This is a genomic window from Alishewanella longhuensis, from assembly GCF_014653435.1.
GTDB lineage: Bacteria > Pseudomonadota > Gammaproteobacteria > Enterobacterales > Alteromonadaceae > Alishewanella > Alishewanella longhuensis.
This window is the reverse complement of the sequence record NZ_BNAO01000003.1, coordinates 306,273-331,783: the sequence shown is the minus strand read 5'-3', so window position 1 is coordinate 331,783 and position 25,511 is coordinate 306,273. Positions and strand designations below refer to the sequence as shown.

Sequence of the window (25,511 nt, the reverse complement as noted above, 5' to 3'; positions counted from 1 at the left end):
GATAACACCTATACCACAGGGGCTATTACCAGTGCTTGTGGTGTGCAGGCCAGCTTTAGCCAAAATAGCTACAGCGTTACTGCCAGTGCTGGTATGGGAGGCAGTATAAGCCCTGGCAGTGTAACAGTGAACCATGGCAGCAGTGCCAGTTTTACTATAAGTGCCGATCATGGATACAGTATTGAAAGTGTGACTGGCTGTGATGGTAGTTTGGAAGGAACTATATACACTACCGGTGAGATTAAGTTTGATTGCGAGGTTAGAGCCTCTTTTACTAGGGAACTTGTAACTGTTACGGCAGAATGGCACGGCAATGGTACTGTTGAACCTGCTCAGCAGCAAGTGCCGGTAGGTAGTACTGCCACTTTTAAGGTTATTCCAATTCCAGGCAACAATGTCACCTTTTACGATACGTGTAGAGATAATGGTGACATTGTTGGCCAGATAAATGGTAATTCCTATACTACTGGTATTTTGACACAAAATTGCTTAATCGTTTTTCAATTTAGTGCCGCCAATTATGAAGTTCGAGCTTCAACGAGCATAGGTGGCACAACAATTCCATTCTTTGCGACTGCTGGCTATTTAGACCAGGTAGAATTTGAAATTAAGGCAGATGAATCTCATGAGGTTGAAAGCATTGAAGGATGCAAAGGTGAGCTGAAAGGGACCATTTTCAAAACTGAGCCCCTTACCGCTTCATGCGATATTTTTGTTAAATTTAGGGCGTTGCAATATGGTTTTGCGGATAAGTTAGTGTTAAATGAACCTAGAGGTCCGAGTATTTTACGTCATATATCAATTACAGACGAGAATACTTGGTATGCTGGTGCTGTCTCTATTAATGGTGCTCCCTTTAGTTTGGCGCGTTCTGATAATAAGGGGAAAAGTTGGCAGTATTTACCCGCTCATGGCGCTAAAGTTATTCCAGTGCCAAATTACCCCGGACGTTTAATTGCTACTATGGGGCCCGTGCCTCAGCAGTTAATGCAAATTAGCAAGGACTTCGGCGCGAGCTGGCAAGATCTTTATGCCAATTACCCAGATGGAGTGAGAGGAGATAAGTATTTTACTGACTACAGAGGTGAACGTGTAGTTTTTTCCAGATTCCCCAGTCAGCGACATACCTTGGTTACTAAACATGGGGTGATTTTTTCAAGTGTTAATATGGGGCGGGATTATTTATTACGTTCTGATGATGGTGGTGAAAACTTTTATGAAATCTCTAGCCCATTAGCTGGACAAGGCATCTTCATATTTGATTTTGCTGTAGTGCCAGAAGCGGATGATTATGTTATTTATGCAGCTGCAAGGCTTAACCAATCTCCTAAGCTTTTTGTAACGAGTGATAATGGTGAGTCATGGCAAGTGACAGGGGTTGAAAATTACCAGCCTATGCCGCATGAACTTCCATACGTTATTTTGACTCAGAGAGCTTATTCAGCAATAACGGGGTTTGGTGTTTTCGATCATCTCAACAGTAGTTTTACAGATTATTCAGCTGACTTGCCAAGAACTGAAATGTTTAGAATTTCTGTGAATCCATATAATACTGATGAAGTGTTTTTTTATTCTGGGCAAACTTTTATTTCCAATGAAGGTTCTCCAGGCCTTTATCAATCGTTCAATCGTGGGGCCACTTGGCAAATGGTTGCTGGCACGACTGAGAAGTATATTGGATCCGTTGCTGTTGAGCCTTCTGGTAAGTTGTTATATATAGCACTCAATGGTCGCTCTGGGTTGTATCGACAAGGTTCTGTCGCTGGAGAGTGGCAGTTGCAAAGTGCTGAGCTGAGTCTTATTGATGCAAGTCCATACAGGGAGGAGCAATTCTTCAATCCAAGATGGCCTGACATTATGTTTGTTGCCAACCAGGATACAATGCAGCGTTCCTTAGATAGCGGGCTTAACTGGGAGAGTGCTTCACAGGGCTTTGACTTTGGTAATTATGGCCCTGAAGCTGTTTTAATAAGTAGCTATCAATCTGGGCTTTTTCTTGCAGGCAGCACTGCCGGGTTGTTTATCAGTCGTGATGCAGGTACCACTTGGCAGCAAAAATCTGATCAACGTATTTATCAAATCATTGAAAGCCCAGCAGATCCAAAGGTGATCTATGCAAGAACATTTGAAGATAAAATGTTAAAAACAACCGATGGTGGCTCTAGTTGGGAATTTTATAATACGGTCTATTTTCCTCTTTTTCCGCCATCTTCGCCACTAGCGTTTCAGTTAGACGTTAAAAATCCAGATAAATTGTATTTCAGTAGTGGTTCTCAATTGTATATGTCTTTAGACGGAGGTAAGACTGCTGAACCGATAGGGCCATTATTTCCTCAAGGTGTTGAGCTTCGTGGTTATGATATGTCTAATGATAAGGTGCTCTTTGTTTTTGCAGGACGCAATATTGAAGCTATCGGCGGTATGATGATGTCTGAAGATGGTGGTTTCACTTGGCGAAAAATTAGCGGTAATTTGGCTACCAATTTTTGGCCGTCGATGTATCGAAGTCTTGTTGTGCAAGTTCATCCAGATAACCCACAAATACTTTTTGGACGTTCCCGAAATGAAGGTACTTTTTATGTGTCTGAAAATCGTGGAGAAAGCTGGTATAGACCGTTTCGTTGGGATACTTCCGCACCCCCAATACTGGGTGTACATTTTGATGTGAAAAGCGATAATTGGTATTTTATAACTAACAGTGGTTTGCATTCAGCTGAAAAGTATGAAAACACCTCTGAGCTATCTATTAAACTTGAAAAGGCCGACACTGACGTTGTTAGTTCAGTTCTAGCTGATAATTATGGCTTAAGTTGTGGTGAAAACTGCAAGTATCGCTTTAAAAATGGCAGTGCAGTAACACTGAGGATATTATCTGAAGCTCCTGCAGTTCTGCCGTCAATTTGTGAAGAGAAAACTGGTGGCATGTGTAGTTTCACCCTAGATAGAGATATTGAAGTTATTTTTGACTTCAAATAATCCTGTTGATGAATGTTATGTTAATAAAACTTCACTTTTAATAGAAAAGCTTAGCCAAAAATGTTATTCACACAATATCGGTGTAGTTACGAGCTAGAAACTGCACCGGTGTTGTGTATTACCTGTTAGGATAAGTCATGTTCTTTATTAAATTCTGCCAGTTCTGTTATCTTTGTCAGTTAATCGGAGCTAGCGAAGATTGAAAATGTTGTATTTCATCAATCCTCTCGGATAACTCGATTGATTTAAATGTAATAAAAAAACGTTAAATGCACTGGTCCATTTTGCCTTTGCTGACATTTAAATGCCGGTTTGTGGGAATTTACCATAAAAACCTAATAGCTTTTTCACAGAATTCAGCGAGCATGCTATAAAGGCCTTATGAGACGATTAAGCGTCCAATATTCAGGTAATCGTGGACTAGCCCGTTGCGCATACCAAGAATCTGACGCCACTCTGTAAGTTCATCTGCTGTTATCATGCGGTGCTGGTGTAGCTTTGAAAAAGTTTGATAGGCATCTACAGATGTTTGTTGCTGGTATTTTTTTAAACAATGTTTAGCTAAGCCAATGCTCAATTCCGTTAGAAGTTGTAATAAACGCTATATTGCCAAATAATCTCGTCGGCGTAGTTCTCCTTGCACTAGATCTGTACGAAGCTCATCAAGTTGCTGACAGTATTCTTGTACATGGTTTGCCGCTTCAGTTAAGTAGAGTAGCAAGTCATTTTCATTATTATTCATTGCTTTGATTCTCGCTGTTGGTATTCAAATAGGCTATTGATCCGAGTTATCTCCTTTCCGTGCCCGAGCGCTGCCATCACTATAAATTAGCTAACCGCTCTCAATTATTTGATACGCTAAATAAATGGGTGCTTGATTAATATCTACAATAGATAGCATTTCCTCTGGAAGACTTAATTCTGCTGCCCAATCAAGCGCTATGCATTGCGGCTGGGTATATACTTTATCAGAAAAGGCTTGGCTAATTGCCTAATTAGCTAAACCTCTACAACCTTACATGCTCAAAGCCATCGGGCATTGTTTCTAATAGGGCAATATGTTGATTCCTGAAGCTTTGGTGTAGCCATTTATAGTATTTCTTTATTTGCTATGTGTTGCAAATTCGTTTCTATTGCTAAAGTAGTGTTGTATCACCTATTGCTGGAGCAATCTGATGGTTAAACAACCTACATTTATTCACCATGGTGCAGTTGATGGCGTTACCGGCTCTTGCCATGAGTATCAGCTAGCGCCTGATTATGCGGTACTTATCGATTGTGGCTTATTTCAGGGCGATGAGCAGGGGAGTGGCCATAAAGAAGCCCTAGCGGTTAATTTTCCGATTGCGCATATTCGTGCTTTAATTGTTACCCATGTGCATATTGATCATGTTGGGCGCATTCCTTATTTATTGGCTGCAGGTTTTCGTGGGCCTATTTATTGCTCGGTGGCGTCCGCACATTTATTACCCTTGGTATTAGAAGATGCTTTAAAAATTGGGGTAACGCGTGATGAGCAGCTGATAGCCGGCTTTTTGCGCACTATTCAACAGCAAATTATCCCGTGTGAATTTAATCGCTGGTTACCCTTGCCAGATAACAAAGGGACTTTTCGACTGCAAAAAGCCGGACATATTTTAGGTTCGGCTTATGTTGAAATTAAACATCAGCAGGCAAATGGTAAACCCTTTATCACGGTATTTTCTGGTGATCTCGGCGCGCCATACTCGCCGTTGCTGCCTGCACCCAAGCCACCTTACCAAGCCGATATCGTGGTATTAGAAAGTACTTATGGTGATAAACAGCATGCTGAGCGGCGCTTACGAATTAAGCGCTTAGAGCAGGCTTTGCTTCATTCATTACAAGATAATGGAACTGTGCTATTTCCGGCTTTTAGTATTGGTCGTACTCAGGAGTTACTTTACGAATTAGAAACGCTGATTTATCGGTTACGCGGCAAAGCGATACACAGTAATTTGTGTTGGGATGAACTCACAATTATTGTCGATTCGCCCCTGGCGGCTAAGTTTAATGTGGCTTATAGCCAACTTACAGCTTGTTGGGATAACGAAGCACGCAAAAAGTTGCTTACTGGCCGGCACCCGCTTAATTTTAGTCAACTTCATACTATCGATAGCCATGCCGAGCATTTAGCGGCAGTAAACTTGCTTACAAGTACCCACAAACCTGCCATTGTGATTGCCGCCAGCGGCATGTGTGAAGGCGGCAGAATAGTAAACTATTTAAAAGCCATGTTGCCTGATCCGGTACATCAAGTCATTTTTATTGGTTATCAGGCGCTGGGTACCTTGGGTGCGGCCATTCAAAAATATGGCCCGCGAGGCGGCTATGTGCAAATTGCCGGAGAACGGTTAGATATTAAGGCAGAGGTACTTACTTTAAGTGGTTATTCGGCGCATGCTGATCAGCAAGGGTTATTGCGTTTTGTTACTGGTATGCGAAAAAAGCCAGCAGAAGTAAGGTTGGTGCACGGTGATGAAATTGCAAAACAACATTTAAAACAGGCATTTTTAGACTTAGCTATACAGGCAGTTATTGCAAACTAAACGTCAAACTTATCCACACAACTCCGGTACCGGTAAGAGCTCTGAGCTCAGACCGGTACCGGAGTTGGGTCGGACCAGTTAGGTGAGGCCGTGTTGTTTCATGAGTTGCGCCAGCTCAGGTAAGCTGGCGGGATCGTCGATAGTTGAGGGGATTTGGTAGTCTTGTCCTTCGCCTATTTGCCGTAACAATTTGCGTAGAATTTTTCCCGAGCGGGTTTTAGGTAAGCGTGGCACCACCAGCGCACGTTTAAAGCTGGCAACGGCGCCGATTTCTTGTCTTACCAAGGCAACAAGTTCTGCTTCAATGTCTTGTGTATTGGCAACGATGCCATTTTTTAGCAACACAAAACCAACGGGTTGTTGTCCTTTTAAGGCGTCGGGTAAGCCGATTACGCAGCATTCAGCCACGGCGGGATGTGAGGCAATGATTTCTTCCATTTCACCGGTGGATAAACGATGTCCCGCCACATTGATTACGTCGTCAGTTCTGCCCATCACGAATAGATAACCCTCTTCGTCCAAATATCCGCCATCACCTGTTGCATAGTATCCAGGGAACTGGTTTAGGTAACCTGAGGTAAAACGCTCTGGATTACCCCAGACCGTGGTTAAACAGCCAGGAGGCAGCGGCAGCTTGATAGCAATATTACCTTGTTGATTGGCAGCGACGGGTTTACCTTCATCATCTAGGATCTGTAGATTGTAGCCAGGCACAGCACAGGTTGCAGAGCCCGCTTTGGCCGGAAGTAATTCAATTCCGGCTAAGTTTGCGCAGATAGACCAGCCTGTTTCTGTTTGCCACCAATGGTCAATAACGGGTTTACCCGACACCTGACAAGCCCAGTGGTAAGTGGGGGGATCTAAACGCTCGCCCGCCATAAAAATACTTTCTAGTTTTCTAAGATCGTATTGCTGCATAAGAACGGCTTCAGGATCTTCTTTACGAATGGCTCTGAATGCCGTGGGGGCAGCAAATATTGCTTTTACACCATACTCAGCGCAAACCCGCCAAAATGCGCCAGCATCGGGGGTGAAAACCGGTTTGCCTTCATACAGTATGGTGGTGCAGCCAGCAAGCAATGGGCCATAAACGATGTAAGAATGCCCAACAACCCAGCCAACATCAGAGGCAGCCCAAAAAACGTCACCAAGATCCATGTTGTAGATGGCTTTCATGCTATAGCTCAGCGCTACGGCATGGCCACCATTATCTCGGACCACCCCTTTAGGTTTTCCGGTGGTACCAGAGGTGTAGAGAATGTACAGCGGATCTGTGCTATTAACCGCAACCGGTGCTGCAGGTTCAGCCGTTACCATTGCCTGCTGCCAGTCGAGATCGCGCTCGGCCAGTAAGGTTGCGGTATATTGCGGCCGCTGCAAAATAATACAGCGCTCGGGTTGATGGCTAGCTTTCTCCAGGGCACTATCAAGCAAGGGTTTGTAGGCAATTACCCGATTAATTTCGATGCCACAAGAAGCACTAATCACCACCTTTGGCGTGGCGTCATCGATTCGCACCGCGAGTTCGTGCGGCGCAAAACCACCAAAAACGACCGAGTGTACAGCACCAAGTCGTGCAGTGGCTAACATAGCAATAGCTGCCTCTGGGATCATTGGCATATAAATGACCACCCGATCACCTTTAGTGACACCATTTGCTTTTAATACGCCAGCAAAGCGGGCCACCGCATCTCGCAAAGCTAAATAGCTGTAGCGCTGTTTGGTACCGGTAACCGGTGAATCATAAATAAGGGCGCATTGTTCTCCGCGGCCTTGTTCAATATGATAATCCAACGCGAGATAGCTGGTATTTAGTTCGCCGTCGACAAACCATTGATACTGGCCATTTTGTTCATTGAGTATTTGAGAGGGTTTTTTAAACCAGGCAAGCTTTTCTGCTTTGGCTGCCCAAAAGGCGGCAGGATCAGTAACAGAAGCTTGATATTCTTGTAGGTAAGACATCACTTGTTGTCCTTATTAGTTTTATGGTTATTTGCTTACTGTACAAAATTTTTCACTGAATAAAACTTAGACCAATGGCTATTTCTTACGCTGTTAGTGAATGCCGGGGTTTAGCTACCACAGTATTTGTATGCAAGCGGGCGTTAGGCATGAATAGCCGATTAGCCGGTAAAAATTTATTGCTCAGTCAGATGCTTATCGCTATGCTTAAGTTATAAATTATAAGAAGAGAAAACGTAAAGTATGTTGCAGCAGTTTTTGCGAAAATGGTCGCGAGGCTCCACTGAAGGGCAATCTTTACTAGTGTTGCATGTATTTAATCAGCAAATAAAGTTGCTGCATGCCGAGCGAGCAAAGCAGGGCTGGCAGTTACGTACCGAGCAGCTGGTCGGCGAGACTAAAGTGTTTCCGGAAAATATGCTGCAAATTCTCTCATCTTTACCGCCAAGTGGCGAAGTGGCGGTGGTTTTATCCCCTGAGCTTTATCAAATTATTCCTTTAGATAAACCCAATTTACCAACTGAAACTGAGTTGCTGCAGGCGTTACCCTGGCTTTTAAAAGATTTATGTCCGTTAGCCCCTGAAGAAATGCAGCTAGATTATCTGGACTTAACGGCAACCGCCGGTGCGCCGGCAAAAATAAATGTGGTTGTTGCGGCAAAGAGTTCGCTTCAGCAGTTATGTGAGTATCTACAGCAAGCCAAGCTTGGAGTAACCCACATTTTTGCAGAGGAGCTGTTAAGTCGTGATTTAGTTCCCGTGCAGGGGCCCACCCGATTGGTATTACAGCAGCAACCTAATAATGACCTTATTTTACAAGTAATGCGTGATGGTCAGTTGTGTTTTAGTCGGCATCTACGTGGTTTTCAGCAGTTTTTAGCCACACCCGTTACCCAATTACAATTTGGATTATTTGACAATTTATTGCTGGAAGTACAACGGTCAATGGATTTTGTTGAAGGCCAGTTAAAATTGCCACCGGTACGAGAAGTTCTACTGTTAATGGCACATCCTGAGTTAGAGGCTTTACCGGCGCTGTTTCACCAAGCAGGTTTTAATCAGGTAAGGCTGATGCCACTGCCTGAGCCGTGGTCGTGGGCATCGCAAGTTGATTTGCAACTTTGGTGGCCAGCAATAGTGGCAATGGCGACATTGATGCAAACAGGAGAGCCTAGCCTTGAAGCAGCAGGTTAATTTATTTTCAGTAAGTTTATTACCGCTAAAACCAGTATTGCCACTGGCTGCATTGCTCAAGTTGGTATTGGTTATTTTCGTATTTGCCGCAGCGTTACTGGCAGCCTTGCATTTTTATACTAAACAACAGCAACAACAGCTGTTTACTTTGCAACAACAGCAGCAACAGCTGCAAACACAGGCCGAATTGTTACAGCAAGCGTTAATTCAGCGCGCTCCCGAGCAGGCGTTGTTGCAACAACAAGAGGCTTTACAGCGAGAGCTGCAGCAACAGCAGGTTTTATTACAGTTCTTGGGCCTGAGGCAACAAAGCGCGGCAAAGTTTAGCAAGGTGTTTAGTCATTTAGTCGTTATTGATCAGCCTCAACTTTGGTTAAGCCGCTTTGTGTTAGAACCTCATCAAAGCTTCTGGCAAGGGTTTACTTCATTACCCGGCAGTGTAGCGTTATGGTTGGAGCAGTTGGCTCAGCTTGAGCAACTACAGGGCCAGCAATTTCAGCAAATACAGTTACAACAATTGCAGAATAGTAGCACGGTGCAATTTAGTTTGCAGGCGCAGCAAGGAGCAGCACCATGAGTGCATGGCAGCAAGTTACCGAACGCTATACCAAGCTGCAATTGCGGGAAAAGCGCCTGGTGTTTTTTGGCTCATTAGCTCTGATGATATGGGTAAGTTTGATATTTTTGCTGGAGCCAGCTTATCTCAGGTGGCAAGCAGTTAAGCAGCAAACACTTTCGCTAGAGCGGGTTAATCAGGCGCTTTCACAGCAATTGACGCTTTTACAACAACAGTTAAGCCAAGATATTAATCAGCCAATTCAGCTTGATATTGTCAGTAAACAACAGCAACAGGCTGTATTGCTGAAAGAGCTTGGTGCTTATCGACAGCAGTTTATTACCGGTAGTCAAACGGTAAAAATGTTGCAAGATATACTGGGGCCGCTATCGGCACTGCAGTTAGTGTCTTTACGCAGCGAGCCGGCAGTGCCCATTCGTTTACCCGGTGAATCACCAGAGGCGCCGGTACAGCTATTTCAGCATGTCACAGTATTAAGCGTAACGGGAAATTATATGCAGCTTAAGTCGTTACTAGAACAGGTTGAAGTATTACCCTGGTTGTTCACTTGGCAGAAATTGGAATACCAGGTGTTAGAGTACCCTAAGGCACAAATGACGTTGTTTATTTCTACGGTAAGTGCAGATGAAAGCTATATTCAGTTTTAAATTACTGCTACTGTCGGGGTGTTTTGCTCTGTGCTCACCGGCCCAGGCAGATCCTACACGTCCGCCCAAAATGTCGTTGGACAATTTGGACACTGCGCCCGGTAATCAAGAGTATCCAGTAAAGTTACAACTTATTTTAAAAAACGCAGACGGCTACAAGGCCATGCTAAATGGGCAAATGCTGAAAGTAGGGGATATGCTGGCAGCATATAAAGTGCTTAGCATTACTGCTGATAAAGTCGTTTTGGTATCAGAGAACGGTCAAATGCAACTTACTATTAATAATAATTCGATAAAGACTTATGAACCTGAATAACCTTAGCATTACTGCACTTTGCATGAGCACCTTACTTTTACAGGGTTGTAAAATCACGGCCTCGGATCAGCAAACACAATTGGCCCGGGGGGCGTTACAACAAGCGGCCAGTACAGCACCAGCAGCTTCTGATCTAACTCCAAGCGCAGTCCCTCTGGCAGTGCAGCAAGAGTTGCTTGCTGAGAGCTTGCGACCAATACCGCCAGCAGAACCACGCTTTAATGTAAATGCGCAAGCGGTGCCGCTCGCTGACTTTTTGCGTTCTTTAGTGGTCGATACGCCCTATAGCTTGGTTGTGCATCCTGCCATTGACGGTACCGTTAGTTTGCAATTAAAGCAGGTAACCTTGCCAGAGACACTGGCACTAATTCAACAAATGTTTGCTGTGGAGGTGCGCCGTAACGGCACTATTTATCAGGTATTGCCACCCGAGCTGCGTACCGAAACCATTGCAGTAAATTACTTAATGTTACAGCGGCATGGCCTATCCTCTATTACGGTAAATTCTGGCGGCGTATCGCAAAATAGCAATAATCAAAATAATTTATCAAATCGTGGCGGTTTGAATAGTAATGGCTCACAAAACAACAATATAGGCAACCAGGGGCAACTGGGGAATCAGCAGCAATTTAGCGGCAGCAGTATCCAAACAGAAAACCGCACTGATTTTTGGAAAGATTTGGAGCAAACCTTAAAAGCCTTTTTACCTGATGGGCCGGAGCGGATGGTGGTGGTTAGTCCGCAAGCGGGGTTGGTGACAGTGCGGGCTATGCCGCAAGAGCTGGCCGCGATCCGCACGTTTTTAGGACAAACCGAAGCCCATTTGCAGCGACAGGTAGTACTCGAAGCCCGTATTATTGAAGTGACGTTAAGCGATGATTATCAGCAAGGTATTAACTGGCAAAATGCGTTAGCATCATTACGTAGTACAGAGTTTAATTTGTCTACCTCGGCCGGGTTGGCGTCTAATGTTATTAGTTCGCAACTTGGTGGCGTTACGTCTCTTACCTTCAGTAATGCTGACTTTAATGGTGTTATTACCTTATTGCAAACTCAGGGTAATGCGCAGGTCCTCTCCAGCCCACGAGTTACCGCGATGAACAATCAAAAGGCTGTGATTAAAGTAGGGCAAGACGAGTATTTCGTGACAGATGTTACCAACAATATTGCTGTGCCCAGTACCGGTAGCCCAATAAGCTCACCTAATATTAGTTTACAACCGTTTTTTTCTGGTATTGCGCTAGATGTTACGCCGCAAATTGATGAAAATGGGACTGTGATCTTACATATTAACCCCTCTGTTACCGAAACATCGGAGCAAAATAAGACCATTCGTTTTAGCGATGAAGTAATAGTATTACCGCTGGCGCAAAGTAATATTCGGCAATCGGATACATTAATTAGAGCACGCAGTGGCGAAATAGTGGTTATTGGCGGCTTAATGCAAACAGTAAAATCAGACTCGGTATCACGCACACCTTTATTGGGAGCCATTCCGGGACTGGGGCAGTTATTTACGAGTAAAAAGCAGGTTGAGCAAAAGAAAGAGTTGGTGATTTTACTGCGGCCAACGGTGATTGCCCCTGGGGTGTGGCAGCAGCAAATAGGTCAATCGGCTGAGCAGATCCAAAGCTGGACGCAAGGGCAGTAAAGCATGTATGCCGGCTTCTTTCAGCTAACGCAAACGCCTTTTAGCTTAACGCCGGACACCTCGTTTTACCTGAGTTTGCCGCAGCATGAGGCAGCGTTGGCGGTATTAAGGACGGCTTTAAACAGTGGTGAGGGCTTTATTAAAGTGACCGGTGAGGTTGGTACTGGCAAAACGCTATTGTGTCGCCTATTACTGACGCAAGCCCCAGCTGACTGGCAGTTAGCTTATATTCCCGATCCAACTTTAACGCCGCTTGAACTGCGCTGGGCGCTAGCGCAGGAGCTGGGCCTAAAGTTTTCAGCGAACATCGACGCACCACAATTATTGCAACTCTTGCAGCGGCAGCTCATTTTGCTGGCCGGTCAACAAAAACGCGTGGTGTTGGTGATTGATGAAGCGCAAGCTCTACCTGACGCTACCCTGGAAACTCTGCGTTTATTAACTAATTTGGAAACTGAACAGCAAAAATTGCTGCAGGTTGTTTTATTTGGTCAGCCTGAGTTAGATCAACGTTTAGCGGCCAACAGTTTGCGACAATTACGGCAACGTATTACTTTTTCGCATCAGTTAGAGGGTATGACGAGTTGGCAGGTAAAACACTATATTGCTCATCGTTTAAAAGTAGCAGGTTGTGAGCGGCCTGTGTTTTCTGAGGCGGCTTTAAGCTTACTGCACTTTTACAGTAAGGGTATCCCCAGATTGATAAACATTCTGGCACATAAATGCTTAATGTTAGCCTATGGTGAGGGGCAGCACAGCGTGACCTGGCGCCATATGCGTTATGCTGCCGCAGATACTGAGTCTGTTGCGCATTTTTGGCATCGCGTGCCGCTGCTCGGTAGCGTTATCCTGTGGCTGGGTGCGGTACGGAGCCGTTTATGAGTGTTATTAATAAGATGCTGCAGGATTTGCAACAACGCGAAGCGAGCCCGCCACTCAGCAACACTGTTGTGCAAAGTACTGCTACGATGTCTGAGAGCATACCTTGGCAACAGCCAAAGCGCCGGCGTAAGTTTTTAGCGTTAATGATGTTAGCAGTGGTTGTTGCTGCAGCTTTTTGGTATTGGCCAATATTGCCACCAACAGCCCAGCAGTTAACAGCACAACCGCTAACAGCAGAACAAACAGCAGCAGAACAAACAGCAGCAGAACAAACAGCAACACAACAGTCAACGGCTCTGCAACCAACAGCGCAGCAAGTACAGAATGCTCTGGTGAAGGTAACAGAAATCGCGACCAACGATAACGCCATAATTAAGCCTAATGCAGCGTCAGTACCGGACCTTTCTTACCAGGGCCAGCCTGTTGCACCTGAGCGCCCTGCGATCTTGCAAAGTACTAACTTAGCATATGGTGCCAATGGCGAGGCACAAGCAAAATTAAATGATAAGGCGGCTACTGTCATCAACGTGCCGTTATCCGAGGCGCGGCCCGAAGCGCCATCCGCGCAGACAGTTTCTGAGGTAGTATCACAGCAAGAATCTGCAATGCCTGAATCGAGATTAACGATAGAGCAAGCACCGGTGTCTGTGTTACAGCAACAATATGAATTAGCCGTAAGCGCGGCTTCAGCACAACAATGGCAGCAAGCGCTGGCGTATTTATCGGCCGCTGAACCTATCGCGACCTTTCCAGCGTATTTTGCGTTAAAAGCAGCGGTATTGCAGCAACAAGCCGAGTGGTCGGCAGCGCTAGAGCTTTATCAGCAATTGTTGCAGCTTGAACCGACACATGCTGGCTGGAATCTGGCTGCAGGTATTTCAGCACAGCAGCTTAGTGCCAATGAGTTAGCACAGCGTTTTTATGTGATAGCCTGGCAACATCGAACCCAGCTGCCAGCAGCAAGCCAGGCCTACTTACAACAGCAACTTAGCCAAATGAAGTTATGACTATGCAAAAACCTAAATTAAAAATGCGCCTGGGCGACTTGCTGGTTCATGAACATATTATTAGCGAGTTACAACTGGGGCAGGCACTAAAACGTCAACAAGAAACGGGGCGAAAGCTTGGGGCGACGCTAATTGAGTTAGCCTTTTTAAGCGAAACCCAATTGCTGCAGTTTTTAGCACAACAGTTACAACTACCTTTTTTAGATATCGCGCAGCAGCGCATAGAGCCCAAAGTGGCGCAGTTATTAAGCGAAGTGCAGGCACGTCGTTTTCGCGCTTTAGTGCTAGAGGCCGATGAACACTCCTTGCTGCTTGGTATGAGTGATCCAGCAGATCTAACGGCTTTAGATCAGTTAGCACAAATTTTAGCCCCCAGAGAAATCAGGTTGGCGGTGGTACGCGAAGGCCAATTAATGCAGGCTTTTGATACCTTATATCGCCGTACCAAGGATATTGAGAGCTTTGCCACTCAGTTAAAAGAAGAATATGGGGCTGCGCCAGAAGATGAGTTTAGCTTAGGGCAGGGACAGTCAGAAGCTGACAATACGATTTCTCGATTGTTGCAGTCTATTTTTGAAGATGCACTGCAAGTGCGCGCTTCGGATATTCATATAGAACCAGATGAAAAAGTGCTACGGATCCGGCAGCGGGTGGATGGTGTTTTACAGGAAAATATTTTGAACGAGGTGAGTATCGCCTCGGCGCTGGTACTGCGTTTAAAGTTAATGGCCAGTCTAGATATTTCCGAAAAACGCTTGCCGCAAGACGGTCGTTTTCAAATCACCGTTAAACACCATAAAATTGATATTCGGATGTCGACCATGCCGGTGCAATATGGTGAATCGGTCGTAATGCGCCTATTAGATCAATCTGCCGGGATGCTGACATTGAATGACACCGGTATGCCAGCGGCGATGTTAAGTCGGATCCGCCGTATTATCAAAAGTCCACATGGTATGGTGTTAGTAACGGGCCCAACAGGCTCAGGTAAAACAACTACGCTATACGGTATGCTGAGCGAGCTCAATCAGCCTGGCAGTAAAATTATTACGGTAGAAGATCCGGTGGAGTACCGGTTGCCGCGGATTAATCAGGTGCAAATTAATCCAAAAATTGATTTGAATTTTAGTAAGGTGCTGCGAACCACGTTACGCCAGGATCCTGATATTATTATGGTGGGCGAGATGCGTGATCAAGAAACCGCCGAAATGGGATTGCGCGGTGCTTTAACGGGACACTTGGTGCTATCGACCCTACACACCAACGATGCGGTTACCAGTACCTTACGCTTAGTGGATATGGGGGCTGCACCTTATTTAGTCGCCAGTGCACTAAGAGCCATAGTAGCACAACGTTTGATTCGCAAGCTGTGCGAATATTGTAAAACGCCTTATCAACCCGATGAGCTGGAACAAAATTGGTTGAAATACCACCATATTCCTGAAGGTACCGTTTTTTGGCATGGTCCTGGTTGTCAATCCTGTAATAACACCGGTTACAAAGGGCGCTTGGGGGTTTTTGAATTGTTGGTAATGAGTAAGCCTCTGGCTGATGCGCTGCGCCGAAATGACGCAGAAAACTTTGCAGCACAGGCTTATCAGAGTGAAGGGTTTACTAGCCTTGGGCTGATGGCTCTGGATTATGCGCAGCAGGGTATCACCAGTTTAGAGGAAGTCATTAAAGTCTCAGAATATCTGGAGTCGGAACGACCAGAGGCAGTGACTTTGCAGCAGGAGAACAGCTAAACCATGCCCGCTTTTCAGTACCAGGCCAGAGACGGCAGTGGCAGAGCGGTCAATGGTCAGCTAGAGGCCTTAAGCGCACCAGCTGCTGCTGCTTTACTGCGAGAGCGTGGTTTGATTGTGCTGCAATTACAGCAGGCTGTTGAGCTTGGCAAAAGCAACAAAACTGGTTTTTTTAGTAAGAAAGTGGGATTAGAAGAGCTGATTATCTTTTCTCGCCAAATGTATTCGCTGATTAAAGCGGGTATTCCGATCATTCGGGCTATTGGCAGTTTACAAGAAAGCACTCGTTCTGATGCATTAGGTGCGGTATTAATTGATTTATTAGAGCAACTACAAAATGGTCGTAATTTGTCGACGGCCATGGCAAGCCATCCGCAGATTTTTAACCGATTGATTATTAGCATGGTACATGTTGGGGAAAATACCGGGCGACTTGATGAAGCTTTTTTACAACTCAGTTTTTATTTTGAGCAAGAACAAGAAACCCGCAAGCAAATAAAACAAGCTGGCCGTTATCCAACCATGGTTTTAGTGGCATTACTGATCGCTCTGGTGATTATGAACCTTTTTGTGATCCCGCAGTTTGCTGCCATGTTTAGCCGCTTTAATGCCGAATTGCCCTGGTCTACCAAGGCATTATTGGCCAGTTCTAACTTTTTTATTCATTATTGGCCCTACTTGTTATTTTTTAGTGTCGTAGCGGTAGTTTGGTGGCGCTATTATTTAAAAACGCTGCCTGGTCGACTGTTTTGGGGTAAATGGAAACTGCGGTTACCCTTAATTGGCGATATTATCAATCGCGCTACTTTGGGCCGTTTTGCCCGTAGCTTTGGCATGATGTTAAGGGCGGGTGTGCCTATTACCACGGCACTTAATTTGGTGGCCGACGCGGTAGATAATGATCATTTGGCGGAATTGATTCGGGAAATGCGTCGCAGTATTGAGCGCGGAGAAAGCTTATTTAGAGTTGCGCAGCAAAGTGCGATTTTTACACCGCTGGTGTTACAAATGCTGTCTGTAGGTGAAGAAACCGGACAGATGGACGAAATGCTAACAGAGGTTGCCGGCTTTTACGAACGCGAAGTGGCTTATGATTTAAAAAGCCTGACCAGCAAGATTGAACCTATCTTAATCGCTATAGTGGCGGCTATGGTGTTGATACTGGCATTGGGTATATTTACGCCGATGTGGGATATGTTAGATGCTTATAAAGGACGTTAATAGCCATCGTTTATTGTTGGCAATAAAGTAATTTCTAACGCATAATCAAGGTACTTATATAAGGTTAGCTCAGATGTATCAAAACAAACAAGGCTTTACGCTAATAGAACTGGTGATTGTTATTATCATCTTAGGCTTGTTAGCCGCGGTGGCGTTACCGCGCTTTATTAGTGCCACGAAAGATGCAGAAGAAGTCTCCGTTGAAGCCACAGCCAGCGCCTTTGCCTCTGCCGTGATGCTAACCCGCAGCCAGTGGGAGTTAGCAGGGCGGCCTTCTGGCCAGGTTCAGCTCGATGGCACCTTAATTGCTTTAGGGGCCAATGGTTATCCTACCGGCGGTGGTTTGCCGCAGGCAATGACCGCCGCGCAGTGTTTAGTGGTGTTGGACTCAATTATGCAAAGCCCGCCCCGAGCCACTATTTCCGCCAATATTGAAGATATTCGGCGCGCCAGATTATATATTAGGGTAGATACGCAGTTGTTTGCCCCTGATCATGCCTGTTTATATTTTCAAGCCGCTGGGTTGGCCAGTGTGCCAGCCAGCCTGGTCAATTTAAATGGTTTTGTCTATGTACCGGCAACCGGCCGGGTAAGTACTTTTATTAATAAAAACTGAGGTGTATCTATGAAACGTCAACAGGGTGGTTTTACGTTAATTGAGTTAATTATTGTTATTGTGATCTTGGGCATTTTAGCGGTTACCGCAGCACCAAGGTTTTTTAACTTTGCCACTGATGCCAGAAAATCCACCTTAAATGGCGTAAAAGGTGCGCTGGAATCGGCATCATCCTTGGTTTACGGTAAAGCCATTATTGCTGGGCGTCAAACTGGCACTGCTTGTTTAAACTTGGCAGGTGACGTTTTGGCGACAACAGACAGCGCTTGTGCTGACGGTCAGTTTACGCTGACTAACGGCTATCCGGGAGCAGACGCTGCTACCCTTAGAAATATCGCTGAGCTTGCAACAGAAGAGTGGAGCATTACTGGTACAGGCCCGTTAATTATTAAGCCACTTAATGCTCCTGATGAGTGCCATGTGAGCTACGCAGCTTCTGGCGGCGCTGGCCAAAAACCGGTGATTACTATTGTTAATACCGGGTGTTAAGTCGAGTTACTTATGCACAGGCAACCACAAGGCTTTAGCTTAGTTGAGCTTATCGTGGTGATTATTATTCTCGGGGTACTGGCGATAAGCCTGGTACCCCGTTTTTTTTCGCTCTCCGGTAGCAGTGAATATCTGGTTAGAGAGCAGGCTATTGCTTTACTGCGCCGGGCGCAGCAGCAGGCGATGCATTGTACTGCTAGCACTGGTATTTGCCCGGAAAATGCCCTTACTATTGCTATGGATCGGATAGGCGTAACTAATGGCTGTATCAACGATGCCCGCCATCTTTGTATTAGCGATGGTACGGTCAGCCTACGCTTAATACCGGCAGGCCTTAGCAGTCTGAGTTTTGATAGTTGGGGTAGGCCTTTGCAATGTACTGGCCAAAACGGTTGTCAGTTGCAGGTACAAGGACAAAGCAGCCTGCCAATTTGTATTGAGCAGCAAGGGTATATTCACGCATGTTAGCGCGCGCTGCGAAGAGCAATACCAAAGACAGCGCAAATCACTTTGTGGTCAGCAGCGCCCCGCAGCGCGGTGTCACCCTGGTGGAACTGGTGGTTGGGATCACGGTACTCGCTATAGCACTTAGTTTAATTACTGCTATTTTAGGGCCGCTTTACCAGCGCAGCACTGATCCCTGGCATCAGGTACGCGCTACTGAGCTTGGGCAAAGCCTGATGAATGAAATTTTAGCGCGAGCATTTGATGAAAACAGTGCCCGTAGCGGCGGGCTGTTGCGTTGTGGTGAGCCTTTAGCCCCGCTATGTACCGCACCAGAAAATTTAGGGCCTGATGGCATGGAAACACGCCTAATCTTTAATGATGTAGACGATTTTGACGGCTTTGTCGGTAATGCCGCTGAGCTTAGTAACTTATTGGGTGCCTCATTAGCGGCGGACTATGTCAATTATCAGGTTGCGGTTCGGGTAACCTATGCCGCGCCAGCGCAGGTGGCCGGTATTTTGCTGACAGCGGATCAGGCGAAACACATTCAGGTAACTGTGACCACGCCTGCTGGCAATAATTTAGTGTTTAGCGCCTATCGGGGGAACTGGTGACGGCGCGTGGTTTTACGCTAACTGAGTTGATCATCGTGATGGTGATCCTGGCGATACTTGCCATTGGCGCCAGTAGCTATCTGGGTATTGGTGCCAGAATGTATAGCGAGGCCAGCGAGCGCGAGCAATTATTAAGCTCGGGCCGTTTTGCCGCAGAGCGTTTGGTGCGCGAGCTAAGAGGTGCGGCCCCTAATAGTGTGCGCATTGCGCAAAGCGCCGGCATTAGCTGCGTAGAGTTTGCGCCTATTGTCAGCAGTGGTTTGTATCAGCAGCTCCCTGTTACCCCAGAAAGTGATAAGACACTTGGCTTATTGCACATGAGTTGGCAGGCTGACTTTTTGGGTTTACCTTTTACCGTTTATCCGCTAACGCCAGCGGACATATACTCTACGTCAGGGGCAACAATATCACTAGACGGAACCCTGCAAGCCGACGCGGATGCAAATGCTGCAACTGTACAGATAGCGCTCGCTACTGCGCACAGTTTTCCGAAAAGCTCACCTGAGCAGCGTTTCTATCTTTTGGCTGCAAGCCCAACCAGTTTTTGTTATAACGCCCTAACGCAGGAGTTACGCCGTTACCAAAGCTATGCTTATTTAGCCGCGCAGCCCTTGCCGCCAGCTGCTGCCGGGATATTAATGGCAAAAAACGTGCGGGCAGTAAGCTTTACTGCGGTACCGGCGTCGTTAAGCCGCAATAACGTGGTAAACGTGATGCTGCGCTTTGGCGCAAGCAATGTGGATGATCTTTATTTTAATTATGAGGTACATATTCCCAATGTGCCCTAATAGCTTAGCAAAGCGACAAACAGGCAGTGCCTTGGTAGTTGCCATCTTTATTATTGTGGTGATGCTGGCGCTCATTTTAAGCTTATCCAGATTGTCACTCAGCTCCTCCGAGTCACTGGTTTATGAGGTGCAGGGAACCAGAGCATTTTTAGCGGCACAAAGTGGCTTGGAGCTTGGTTTAACGGCGGTTTTGCCGCGAACAGCTGCGGGCGGCTGCTTTAATAGTACCCTTTCTTTTACTGACTCGGGTTTAATAGGTTGTCGGGCACAAATCACCTGCTCGCAGCAAGCTCTGCCGGCAGATAGCCTTACCACGGTGCTTTATCAGGTAACCAGTATTGGGGTGTGTAGCGCAGATGATTTTGTGACTAGCAGAACTCTGGTGATTGAGGTGCGGCAATGAGCAGAGCCAGTCTTTTTCGCTATTTGATGTTGTCAGCCTTGCTGGTTTATTCTGAGTGGGTTACTGCAACAAATTGCAGCCAAATCTGGACGCAAGCGATTAGACCTAACAGCACTGTGCCAGGTACTATTGATTACCCGGCGGCTAACCCTGACTTTCCGGAGCCTTTAGCGAATACGGACTACTATTTTGCTGAGAATGGCTCTTATGAAATTGCTAATAATACGGTGCGAACCACTGTTGGCACAACAACCCGGCTTTTCGTCAATGGAAACCTAACCATTGGTAATAACTCAGAGTTAAACAGCTCTGGCCCGGCTGAGAATTTAATTATTGTGGTCAGTGGTAGTTTAGCTATCCGAAACAATGTCAGGATTAACGGATTCATTTTAGCGGGAGGGGCAGTTTCAATCAGTAACAATGCTGTTATTGATGGCGCTGTTACCGCAAAAGGAGCTATTGCAGTTGGCAACAATGCTTCAGTACAATTTAATGCAGATGCGTTAAGCCGACTGAATGGCGGCACTTTTTGTGATCAGCCATTGGGCTGTGAACTAGATCCTTTTAATACAGCTAACCTGTCTGATAATTGGGTAACTGCACGCAGCAGCGGTAATTTTACACCTCAAGTGGTTAATGGTCGTTTGCGGCTAACGCAGGCAGTTACCAATCAAGCAACCTCTGTTACCTATCAACGTTTGTATCCGGCAACCAATAATCTGGTGGTGGTTGAATTTGATTATCTCGCTTATGGAGGCTCTGGCGCAGATGGTGTTGCGGTGGTGTTGTCTGATTCGGCAATAACTCCGCAACCCGGGGCTTTTGGTGGTCCCTTAGGTTATGGCTTTAAACCAGGTATTGCCGGTTTTGCAGGAGGATGGCTGGGGTTTGGTTTGGATGAATTTGGGAATTACTCTAATGAAGGTGGTGTAACCAATGTTGGGCGCAGACGGCAATCTGTTGTTATTCGCGGCTCGGGATCTAACACCAGTGGTTATCGTTATTTACGGGGGACCTGTAACAACGGTACCAGCAACACTAATGGGAATTGTTTGTCACCCACAGTAGACGGCAATCAGGCTAACCCGCATCGTTATCGTTTTGTGGTCGACTCCAGACAAGCCGGCGCTACGCTGGTTTCAGTAGAGCGGAATACCGGCTCAGGTTTTGTGACGTTAATAGCGCCCTTTAACGCACAAGCTCAAACTGGCCAAGCGCCATTACCAGAGAATTTTTATCTTTCGTTAACGGGTTCTACCGGGGGTTCTACCAATATTCATGAACTGGATAATGTTAGTATTTGTGCGCTACGCTCGCTACCTATTGGCCAACAAATTGATCACTTTGAATTTGATTACAGCAGTACGCCGTTAACCTGTAAAGCAGAGTCTTTTACGGTGCGAGCTTGTGCTAACCCAGCCTGTACTGAGTTGGTTACATCGCCAGTAACAGCAACACTATCGCCTGCCAGTTTGAGCAATGGTGGCTGGGTAGGTGGCAATGTGCTTAATTTTAGTGGTGGTTCAACAACAGTGCTTTTACAAAATCGTACTGCATCTAATACGGTTGTTGGCGTATCCAGCTCTGTACCTAATACCCGCCCGCTTAGCCAAACACTCTGTCGACGAGGTAACAGTGCACTTAACACGCAGAATTGCACGGTACCTTTTGCCGCTAGTGGTTTAGTGTTTGATATACCAGATGGGATTGCTGACCGACCGGATAGTGCCATTACTATCGCAGCGGTAAAGCAAGACGATGTTTCGCAACAATGCATACCAGAGTTTAGCAATGTGACACGGAGTGTAAGTTTTTGGAGTAGCTATATTACGCCCGGAGCAGCCGCACGCCCAGTTAGCTGGCCGATACGGGTCAATAATACCGATATCGGTAGCTCTTTTGCGGGGGCAACACCTTTACCGCTTAACTTTGATGCCCAGGGTAGAGCGAGTATTAATGTTAATTATGCCGATGCAGGCCAGGTTGAGTTGAATGCCAGGTACAGCGGGACAGCGATTAATAATGACAGCGGTTTGGTTATGAATGGCGCAGATCGTTTTATTCGCCGTCCGGCAGGTTTGTGTGTGCAGGCAACGAGTAGTTGCTTGTCGGCTAACGCCAGTTGCCCCGTTTTTGCGGTGGCAGGTGATACTTTTCCGTTAACTATAACTGCACATAGTTGGGGCGGTGGTAATACCAATTATTGTGATAATGCTGTTACACCCAATTTCGAACATAGCAATATTACTTTACAACATCAATTGTTGGCCCCGGTGGGGGCGTTAGGGAATATGGGTATAGCACAATACAATCACACTCGTAATCAGCAAGCGCAAACGCAAGTTAATCAAAGTGTAACGGAAAGTGGCGTATTTCGCTTTGGTACTAGTGCATTTAGTTATCTTGGTATGCCTGAGCAGGTACCTGTAGCCTGGAGCGAGCCTATTGGCCGCTTTGTACCCGCTAATTTCCGTATTTCGGAGGTAAGTTTGACTACTTTTTCAGGCGCTGCCACTTGTTCACCAGCGATAACTCCGGTTTATCTGCGACAACCGCTTGATTTGCGTTATCGGCTTACTGCATTAAATCGACAAGGTAATATTACGACTAATTATTTAGGGGCTTTTGCCAAAGCGACGGGCGTTTTATTGGCGACAAGTACCCAACCATGGTTAAATTTAACCGATCGGCTAGATTACTCAGCAACGACAAGCAGTGCCTGGCAACTGGGCAGTGCGGATTTCGCCACCCTAAAAATAGCGAATGAACCACAATTGTGGATTAGGCGCTCGGAAGAACGGGATGGCCCTTTTAATAACACTGTTTTGGCATTGCAAGTTGTCGATGGCGAAATGCCGCAAGTGGCGGGTATTGCGGAGGCTGATTTTAGTTTGTCGCAGCCTGCATGTGCAGGCAGTCAATGTAATAGTAAAAATGTTGGCGAGTTTACGTTACGCTATGGCCGTTTGGTGTTAGAAAATGCTTTTGGATCAGAGTTTGATAACCTGCCTTTGACACTTCGCGCTGAGTATTGGGATGGAGAGCGTTTTGTTGTCAACGGCGATGATAATTGCACTCTAAGTGAGTTTACTGAACTGAATCAGTTAGGTAGCGGTGTTTCCGCAGTTGCTGCTGGTACAGTTACGGCACTGCGTGCCGGTGTGAGCCGACCATTAAGTTTGTTGTTAAATGCGCCTGGCGTAGCAGGTAGTACTACTTTTGAATATTTAGCGCCACCTTGGTTAAGTTATAATTGGGACCGGCCAGAAGTATGGCGTGATGATTGCGCCATTACAGATAGTGCTAATCCGTCCAGTAAAACTCCAAACCCTTGGGCCTGTATGATTTTCGGGCGTTATCGTGGTAATCCAAGATTGATTTTCTGGCGCGAGCAGTAAAGGCACCGCAATGCGGCATAGCCGTTTAATCAGCCTTGTTGCCGGGCGAAGCTTTGCATCTATGCTAATAAGCAGATAGACTGATTTTATGAACAGTTCATCCTGAGGTGGCTTTGCCGCGTTCATTTCCTGACGAATTAGCTTTTTTTAATATGGTAGCCAGCCTATCAGGCGAGTTTGCTCAGGCGTCAGGCGTTGAGATTGATTTGGTTATCAATCAGGCGTTGGCGACTATTGGCCGGTTTTATTCTGCTGATCGCAGTTATCTTTTCCTCTTCTCTGACGATTTAAACACCGCCAGCAACACTCATGAATGGTGTGCCTCTGGCATAGAGCCACAAATTAGCGTGCTACAACAGCTCAATACCGTCGAATTTGGTGATTGGTTTATGCTGTGGAAGCAGGGGTTGCCCAGCATTATTAGCGACGTGGCGGCTTACCCGGCGGATTCAGCAGAGTTTCAGCTATTAATGTCGCAGGGTATTCAATCGTTGCTAATGTTGCCTATCCGTAATAAATCCCGCTTGATTGGTATGTTTGGTGTGGATGTTACCCGCACCAAACAAACATGGTCGGCTGAGCAGGTTGCTGGTTTGCAATTGGTGGCTGGTAATATTTGTGGCGTAATATTGCGACAGCAAATGGAGCGTCAGACAGAGAAACTGACCTTTTTTGATGCGCTTACTGGGTTAGCAAACCGACAATTAATGCTTGACCGCATTAAACAGGCGCAACTACAGAGTATTCGCAGCCAACATTATGCGGCTTTACTGTTTGTTGATATTGATGATTTTAAAACACTAAATGATAGCTTAGGGTACAGTACGGGTGACAAGGTGCTAACCCTAGTGGCTCAACTTCTCTCTGAAGTGTTACCGCAAGGAGACACGGTAGGGCGCTTAAATGCAGATGAGTTTTTGATTTTAACCGAAATGTTGGACACCGATCGTGCTAATGCAGTAAAAGCGGTGACCGATTTAGTGGAACAGCTACAAGCCGTTATTGCCAGTCAACCCGAATTAAAGTTAATTCGACCATTAAACACCTTAAGTATCGGTGCTACCCTATTTTTGGGGGACAGTGAAGAAGTTGATATGCTGATCACTCAAGCGGATATGGCGATGTACCAAGTAAAACAAGCTACGGGCAACGGCTTGGCCTTTTTTGATGCCGAGCTGCAGGTGCAAGCGAACCGGCGTATGGTATTGGCGCATGAGCTAAGAGATGCTATTGCTGGTTTTCAGTTTGAGCTATTTTATCAACCGCAACTGGTGCATCCGGGAATGGTAATTGGTGCCGAGGCATTATTGCGTTGGCGCCATCCCACCCGGGGGCTGCTCGGGCCTTATGAGTTTTTAGATTTTGCGGAAGAGAGTGGTCTGATTATCCCCATCGGGGAAATTGTGCTGCAATTAGCTTGTCAGCAATTGGCTATCTGGCAAGCGCAACCGGGAACAGCTCGCTTGGAGCTATCGGTAAATATCAGTGCTCAGCAATTTCGTCAACGTGATTTCGTTCCCATGATACAGAGGCTTTTAACAAAGTATGCGGTAGATCCTACCGCCTTAAAATTAGAATTAACCGAAAGTATGCTAGTTGATGATTTTGCTAATGTTGTGGATAAAATGCAAAAACTGCAACAGCTTGGTATTCGTTTTTCATTAGATGATTTTGGCACAGGCTACTCTTCGCTGGTCTATTTAAAACGGTTACCTCTCTATCAGCTTAAGATTGACAGGGGCTTTGTTGATGACTTACTGACAGATGAGAACGAACAGGCTATTGTCCGGACTATTATCTTATTAGGGCAAACCTTAGGCTTAGAAGTGCTTGCCGAGGGTGTGGAATCGGCAGAGCAGCTAAAAGCGTTATTACATTTAGGTTGTTATCATTATCAGGGCTACTATTTTGCCAAACCCTTACCGTTAGGTGAGTTTGAACGCTTTTTGCAACAACATAATAGTAGGCTGTTTAGTTAATTATTTTGATACTAAGCACTCCGCGACTGTTC

The 25,511-nt window shown here is 45.9% G+C and carries 20 protein-coding genes and 1 pseudogene; 19 read left to right on the top strand and 2 right to left on the bottom strand.

Translation table 11 applies throughout. From position 1 onward, the window contains the following. Positions 1-2,976: VPS10 domain-containing protein (locus IE163_RS08570; protein WP_444541872.1), on the top strand; the 2,976-nt coding region annotated here is incomplete at its 5' end. Positions 2,977-3,355: 379 nt separating this feature from the next. Here IE163_RS08570 and hepT read toward each other — a convergent pair. After that, positions 3,356-3,565: pseudogene (gene hepT / locus IE163_RS17795) on the bottom strand (type VII toxin-antitoxin system HepT family RNase toxin); the annotation flags it as partial. A gap of 586 nt (positions 3,566-4,151) precedes the next feature. Between hepT and IE163_RS08560 the strand changes: the two are divergent. Continuing rightward, entirely contained in the window at positions 4,152-5,543 is a 1,392-nt protein-coding gene (locus tag IE163_RS08560) for an MBL fold metallo-hydrolase RNA specificity domain-containing protein (RefSeq protein ID WP_189432240.1), read from the top strand. A 78-nt stretch (positions 5,544-5,621) separates the two neighbouring features. On the opposite strand, the gene IE163_RS08555 is transcribed toward IE163_RS08560, so the two are convergent. Further along, on the bottom strand, positions 5,622-7,505 hold the full coding sequence (locus IE163_RS08555) for a propionyl-CoA synthetase (RefSeq protein WP_189432238.1): 1,884 nt from the start codon (positions 7,503-7,505) through the stop codon (positions 5,622-5,624). A gap of 243 nt (positions 7,506-7,748) precedes the next feature. Between IE163_RS08555 and IE163_RS08550 the strand changes: the two genes are divergently transcribed. The 17 genes from IE163_RS08550 to IE163_RS08470 all read left to right on the top strand — a co-directional run bounded on the left by IE163_RS08550 (position 7,749) and on the right by IE163_RS08470 (position 25,479). Further along, a complete protein-coding gene (locus tag IE163_RS08550; RefSeq protein WP_189432236.1) occupies positions 7,749-8,699 on the top strand; it encodes a hypothetical protein in 951 nt (316 codons plus the stop codon). After that, on the top strand, positions 8,683-9,276 hold the full coding sequence (locus IE163_RS08545; RefSeq protein ID WP_189432234.1) for a hypothetical protein: 594 nt from the start codon (positions 8,683-8,685) through the stop codon (positions 9,274-9,276). Before IE163_RS08550 ends, IE163_RS08545 begins: the two co-directional genes overlap by 17 nt. Continuing rightward, positions 9,273-9,923 (top strand): hypothetical protein, encoded by a 651-nt coding sequence (locus tag IE163_RS08540; RefSeq protein ID WP_189432231.1) that lies wholly within the window; start codon positions 9,273-9,275, stop codon positions 9,921-9,923. The genes IE163_RS08545 and IE163_RS08540 overlap by 4 nt, the downstream gene beginning before the upstream one ends. After that, positions 9,901-10,239, top strand: coding sequence for a hypothetical protein (locus IE163_RS08535; protein ID WP_189432229.1), 339 nt, complete (start codon positions 9,901-9,903; stop codon positions 10,237-10,239). The genes IE163_RS08540 and IE163_RS08535 overlap by 23 nt, the downstream gene beginning before the upstream one ends. A 22-nt stretch (positions 10,240-10,261) precedes the next feature. Continuing rightward, positions 10,262-11,890, top strand: a complete 1,629-nt coding sequence (gene mshL, locus IE163_RS08530; protein ID WP_229833491.1) for a pilus (MSHA type) biogenesis protein MshL — start codon at positions 10,262-10,264, stop codon at positions 11,888-11,890. 3 nt (positions 11,891-11,893) lie between these two features. Next, entirely contained in the window at positions 11,894-12,772 is an 879-nt protein-coding gene (locus tag IE163_RS08525) for an ExeA family protein (protein ID WP_189432226.1), read from the top strand. Continuing rightward, positions 12,769-13,779 carry a hypothetical protein gene (locus IE163_RS08520; RefSeq protein ID WP_189432224.1) on the top strand — a complete coding sequence of 337 codons (1,011 nt, stop codon included), beginning with the start codon at positions 12,769-12,771 and terminating at the stop codon, positions 13,777-13,779. The genes IE163_RS08525 and IE163_RS08520 overlap by 4 nt, the downstream gene beginning before the upstream one ends. A gap of 2 nt (positions 13,780-13,781) precedes the next feature. Further along, on the top strand, positions 13,782-15,524 hold the full coding sequence (locus IE163_RS08515; protein ID WP_189432222.1) for a GspE/PulE family protein: 1,743 nt from the start codon (positions 13,782-13,784) through the stop codon (positions 15,522-15,524). 3 nt (positions 15,525-15,527) lie between these two features. Then, complete coding sequence (locus IE163_RS08510; protein WP_189432220.1) at positions 15,528-16,745, top strand: type II secretion system F family protein; 1,218 nt, start codon at positions 15,528-15,530, stop codon at positions 16,743-16,745. A 73-nt stretch (positions 16,746-16,818) separates the two neighbouring features. Beyond that, complete coding sequence (locus tag IE163_RS17940; protein ID WP_189432219.1) at positions 16,819-17,361, top strand: prepilin-type N-terminal cleavage/methylation domain-containing protein; 543 nt, start codon at positions 16,819-16,821, stop codon at positions 17,359-17,361. A gap of 9 nt (positions 17,362-17,370) precedes the next feature. Beyond that, positions 17,371-17,850 carry a prepilin-type N-terminal cleavage/methylation domain-containing protein gene (locus IE163_RS17935; protein WP_189432217.1) on the top strand — a complete coding sequence of 160 codons (480 nt, stop codon included), beginning with the start codon at positions 17,371-17,373 and terminating at the stop codon, positions 17,848-17,850. A 12-nt stretch (positions 17,851-17,862) separates the two neighbouring features. Beyond that, positions 17,863-18,318: a type II secretion system protein gene (locus IE163_RS08495; RefSeq protein ID WP_189432215.1), complete on the top strand. Its 456-nt coding sequence runs from the start codon at positions 17,863-17,865 to the stop codon at positions 18,316-18,318. Further along, positions 18,312-18,911, top strand: coding sequence for a type IV pilus modification PilV family protein (locus IE163_RS08490; protein ID WP_189432213.1), 600 nt, complete (start codon positions 18,312-18,314; stop codon positions 18,909-18,911). Before IE163_RS08495 ends, IE163_RS08490 begins: the two co-directional genes overlap by 7 nt. Continuing rightward, positions 18,908-19,699, top strand: coding sequence for a PilW family protein (locus IE163_RS08485; protein ID WP_229833490.1), 792 nt, complete (start codon positions 18,908-18,910; stop codon positions 19,697-19,699). Before IE163_RS08490 ends, IE163_RS08485 begins: the two co-directional genes overlap by 4 nt. Then, positions 19,689-20,102 (top strand): type II secretory pathway component, encoded by a 414-nt coding sequence (locus tag IE163_RS08480; RefSeq protein ID WP_189432211.1) that lies wholly within the window; start codon positions 19,689-19,691, stop codon positions 20,100-20,102. The genes IE163_RS08485 and IE163_RS08480 overlap by 11 nt, the downstream gene beginning before the upstream one ends. Next, positions 20,099-23,500 (top strand): DUF6701 domain-containing protein, encoded by a 3,402-nt coding sequence (locus tag IE163_RS08475; RefSeq protein WP_189432209.1) that lies wholly within the window; start codon positions 20,099-20,101, stop codon positions 23,498-23,500. The genes IE163_RS08480 and IE163_RS08475 overlap by 4 nt, the downstream gene beginning before the upstream one ends. Before the next feature lie 113 nt (positions 23,501-23,613). Then, the gene (locus tag IE163_RS08470; protein ID WP_229833489.1) at positions 23,614-25,479 is read left to right on the top strand and encodes a sensor domain-containing phosphodiesterase; all 1,866 of its coding nucleotides are present in this window, start codon (positions 23,614-23,616) and stop codon (positions 25,477-25,479) included. Positions 25,480-25,511 lie beyond the last annotated feature (32 nt).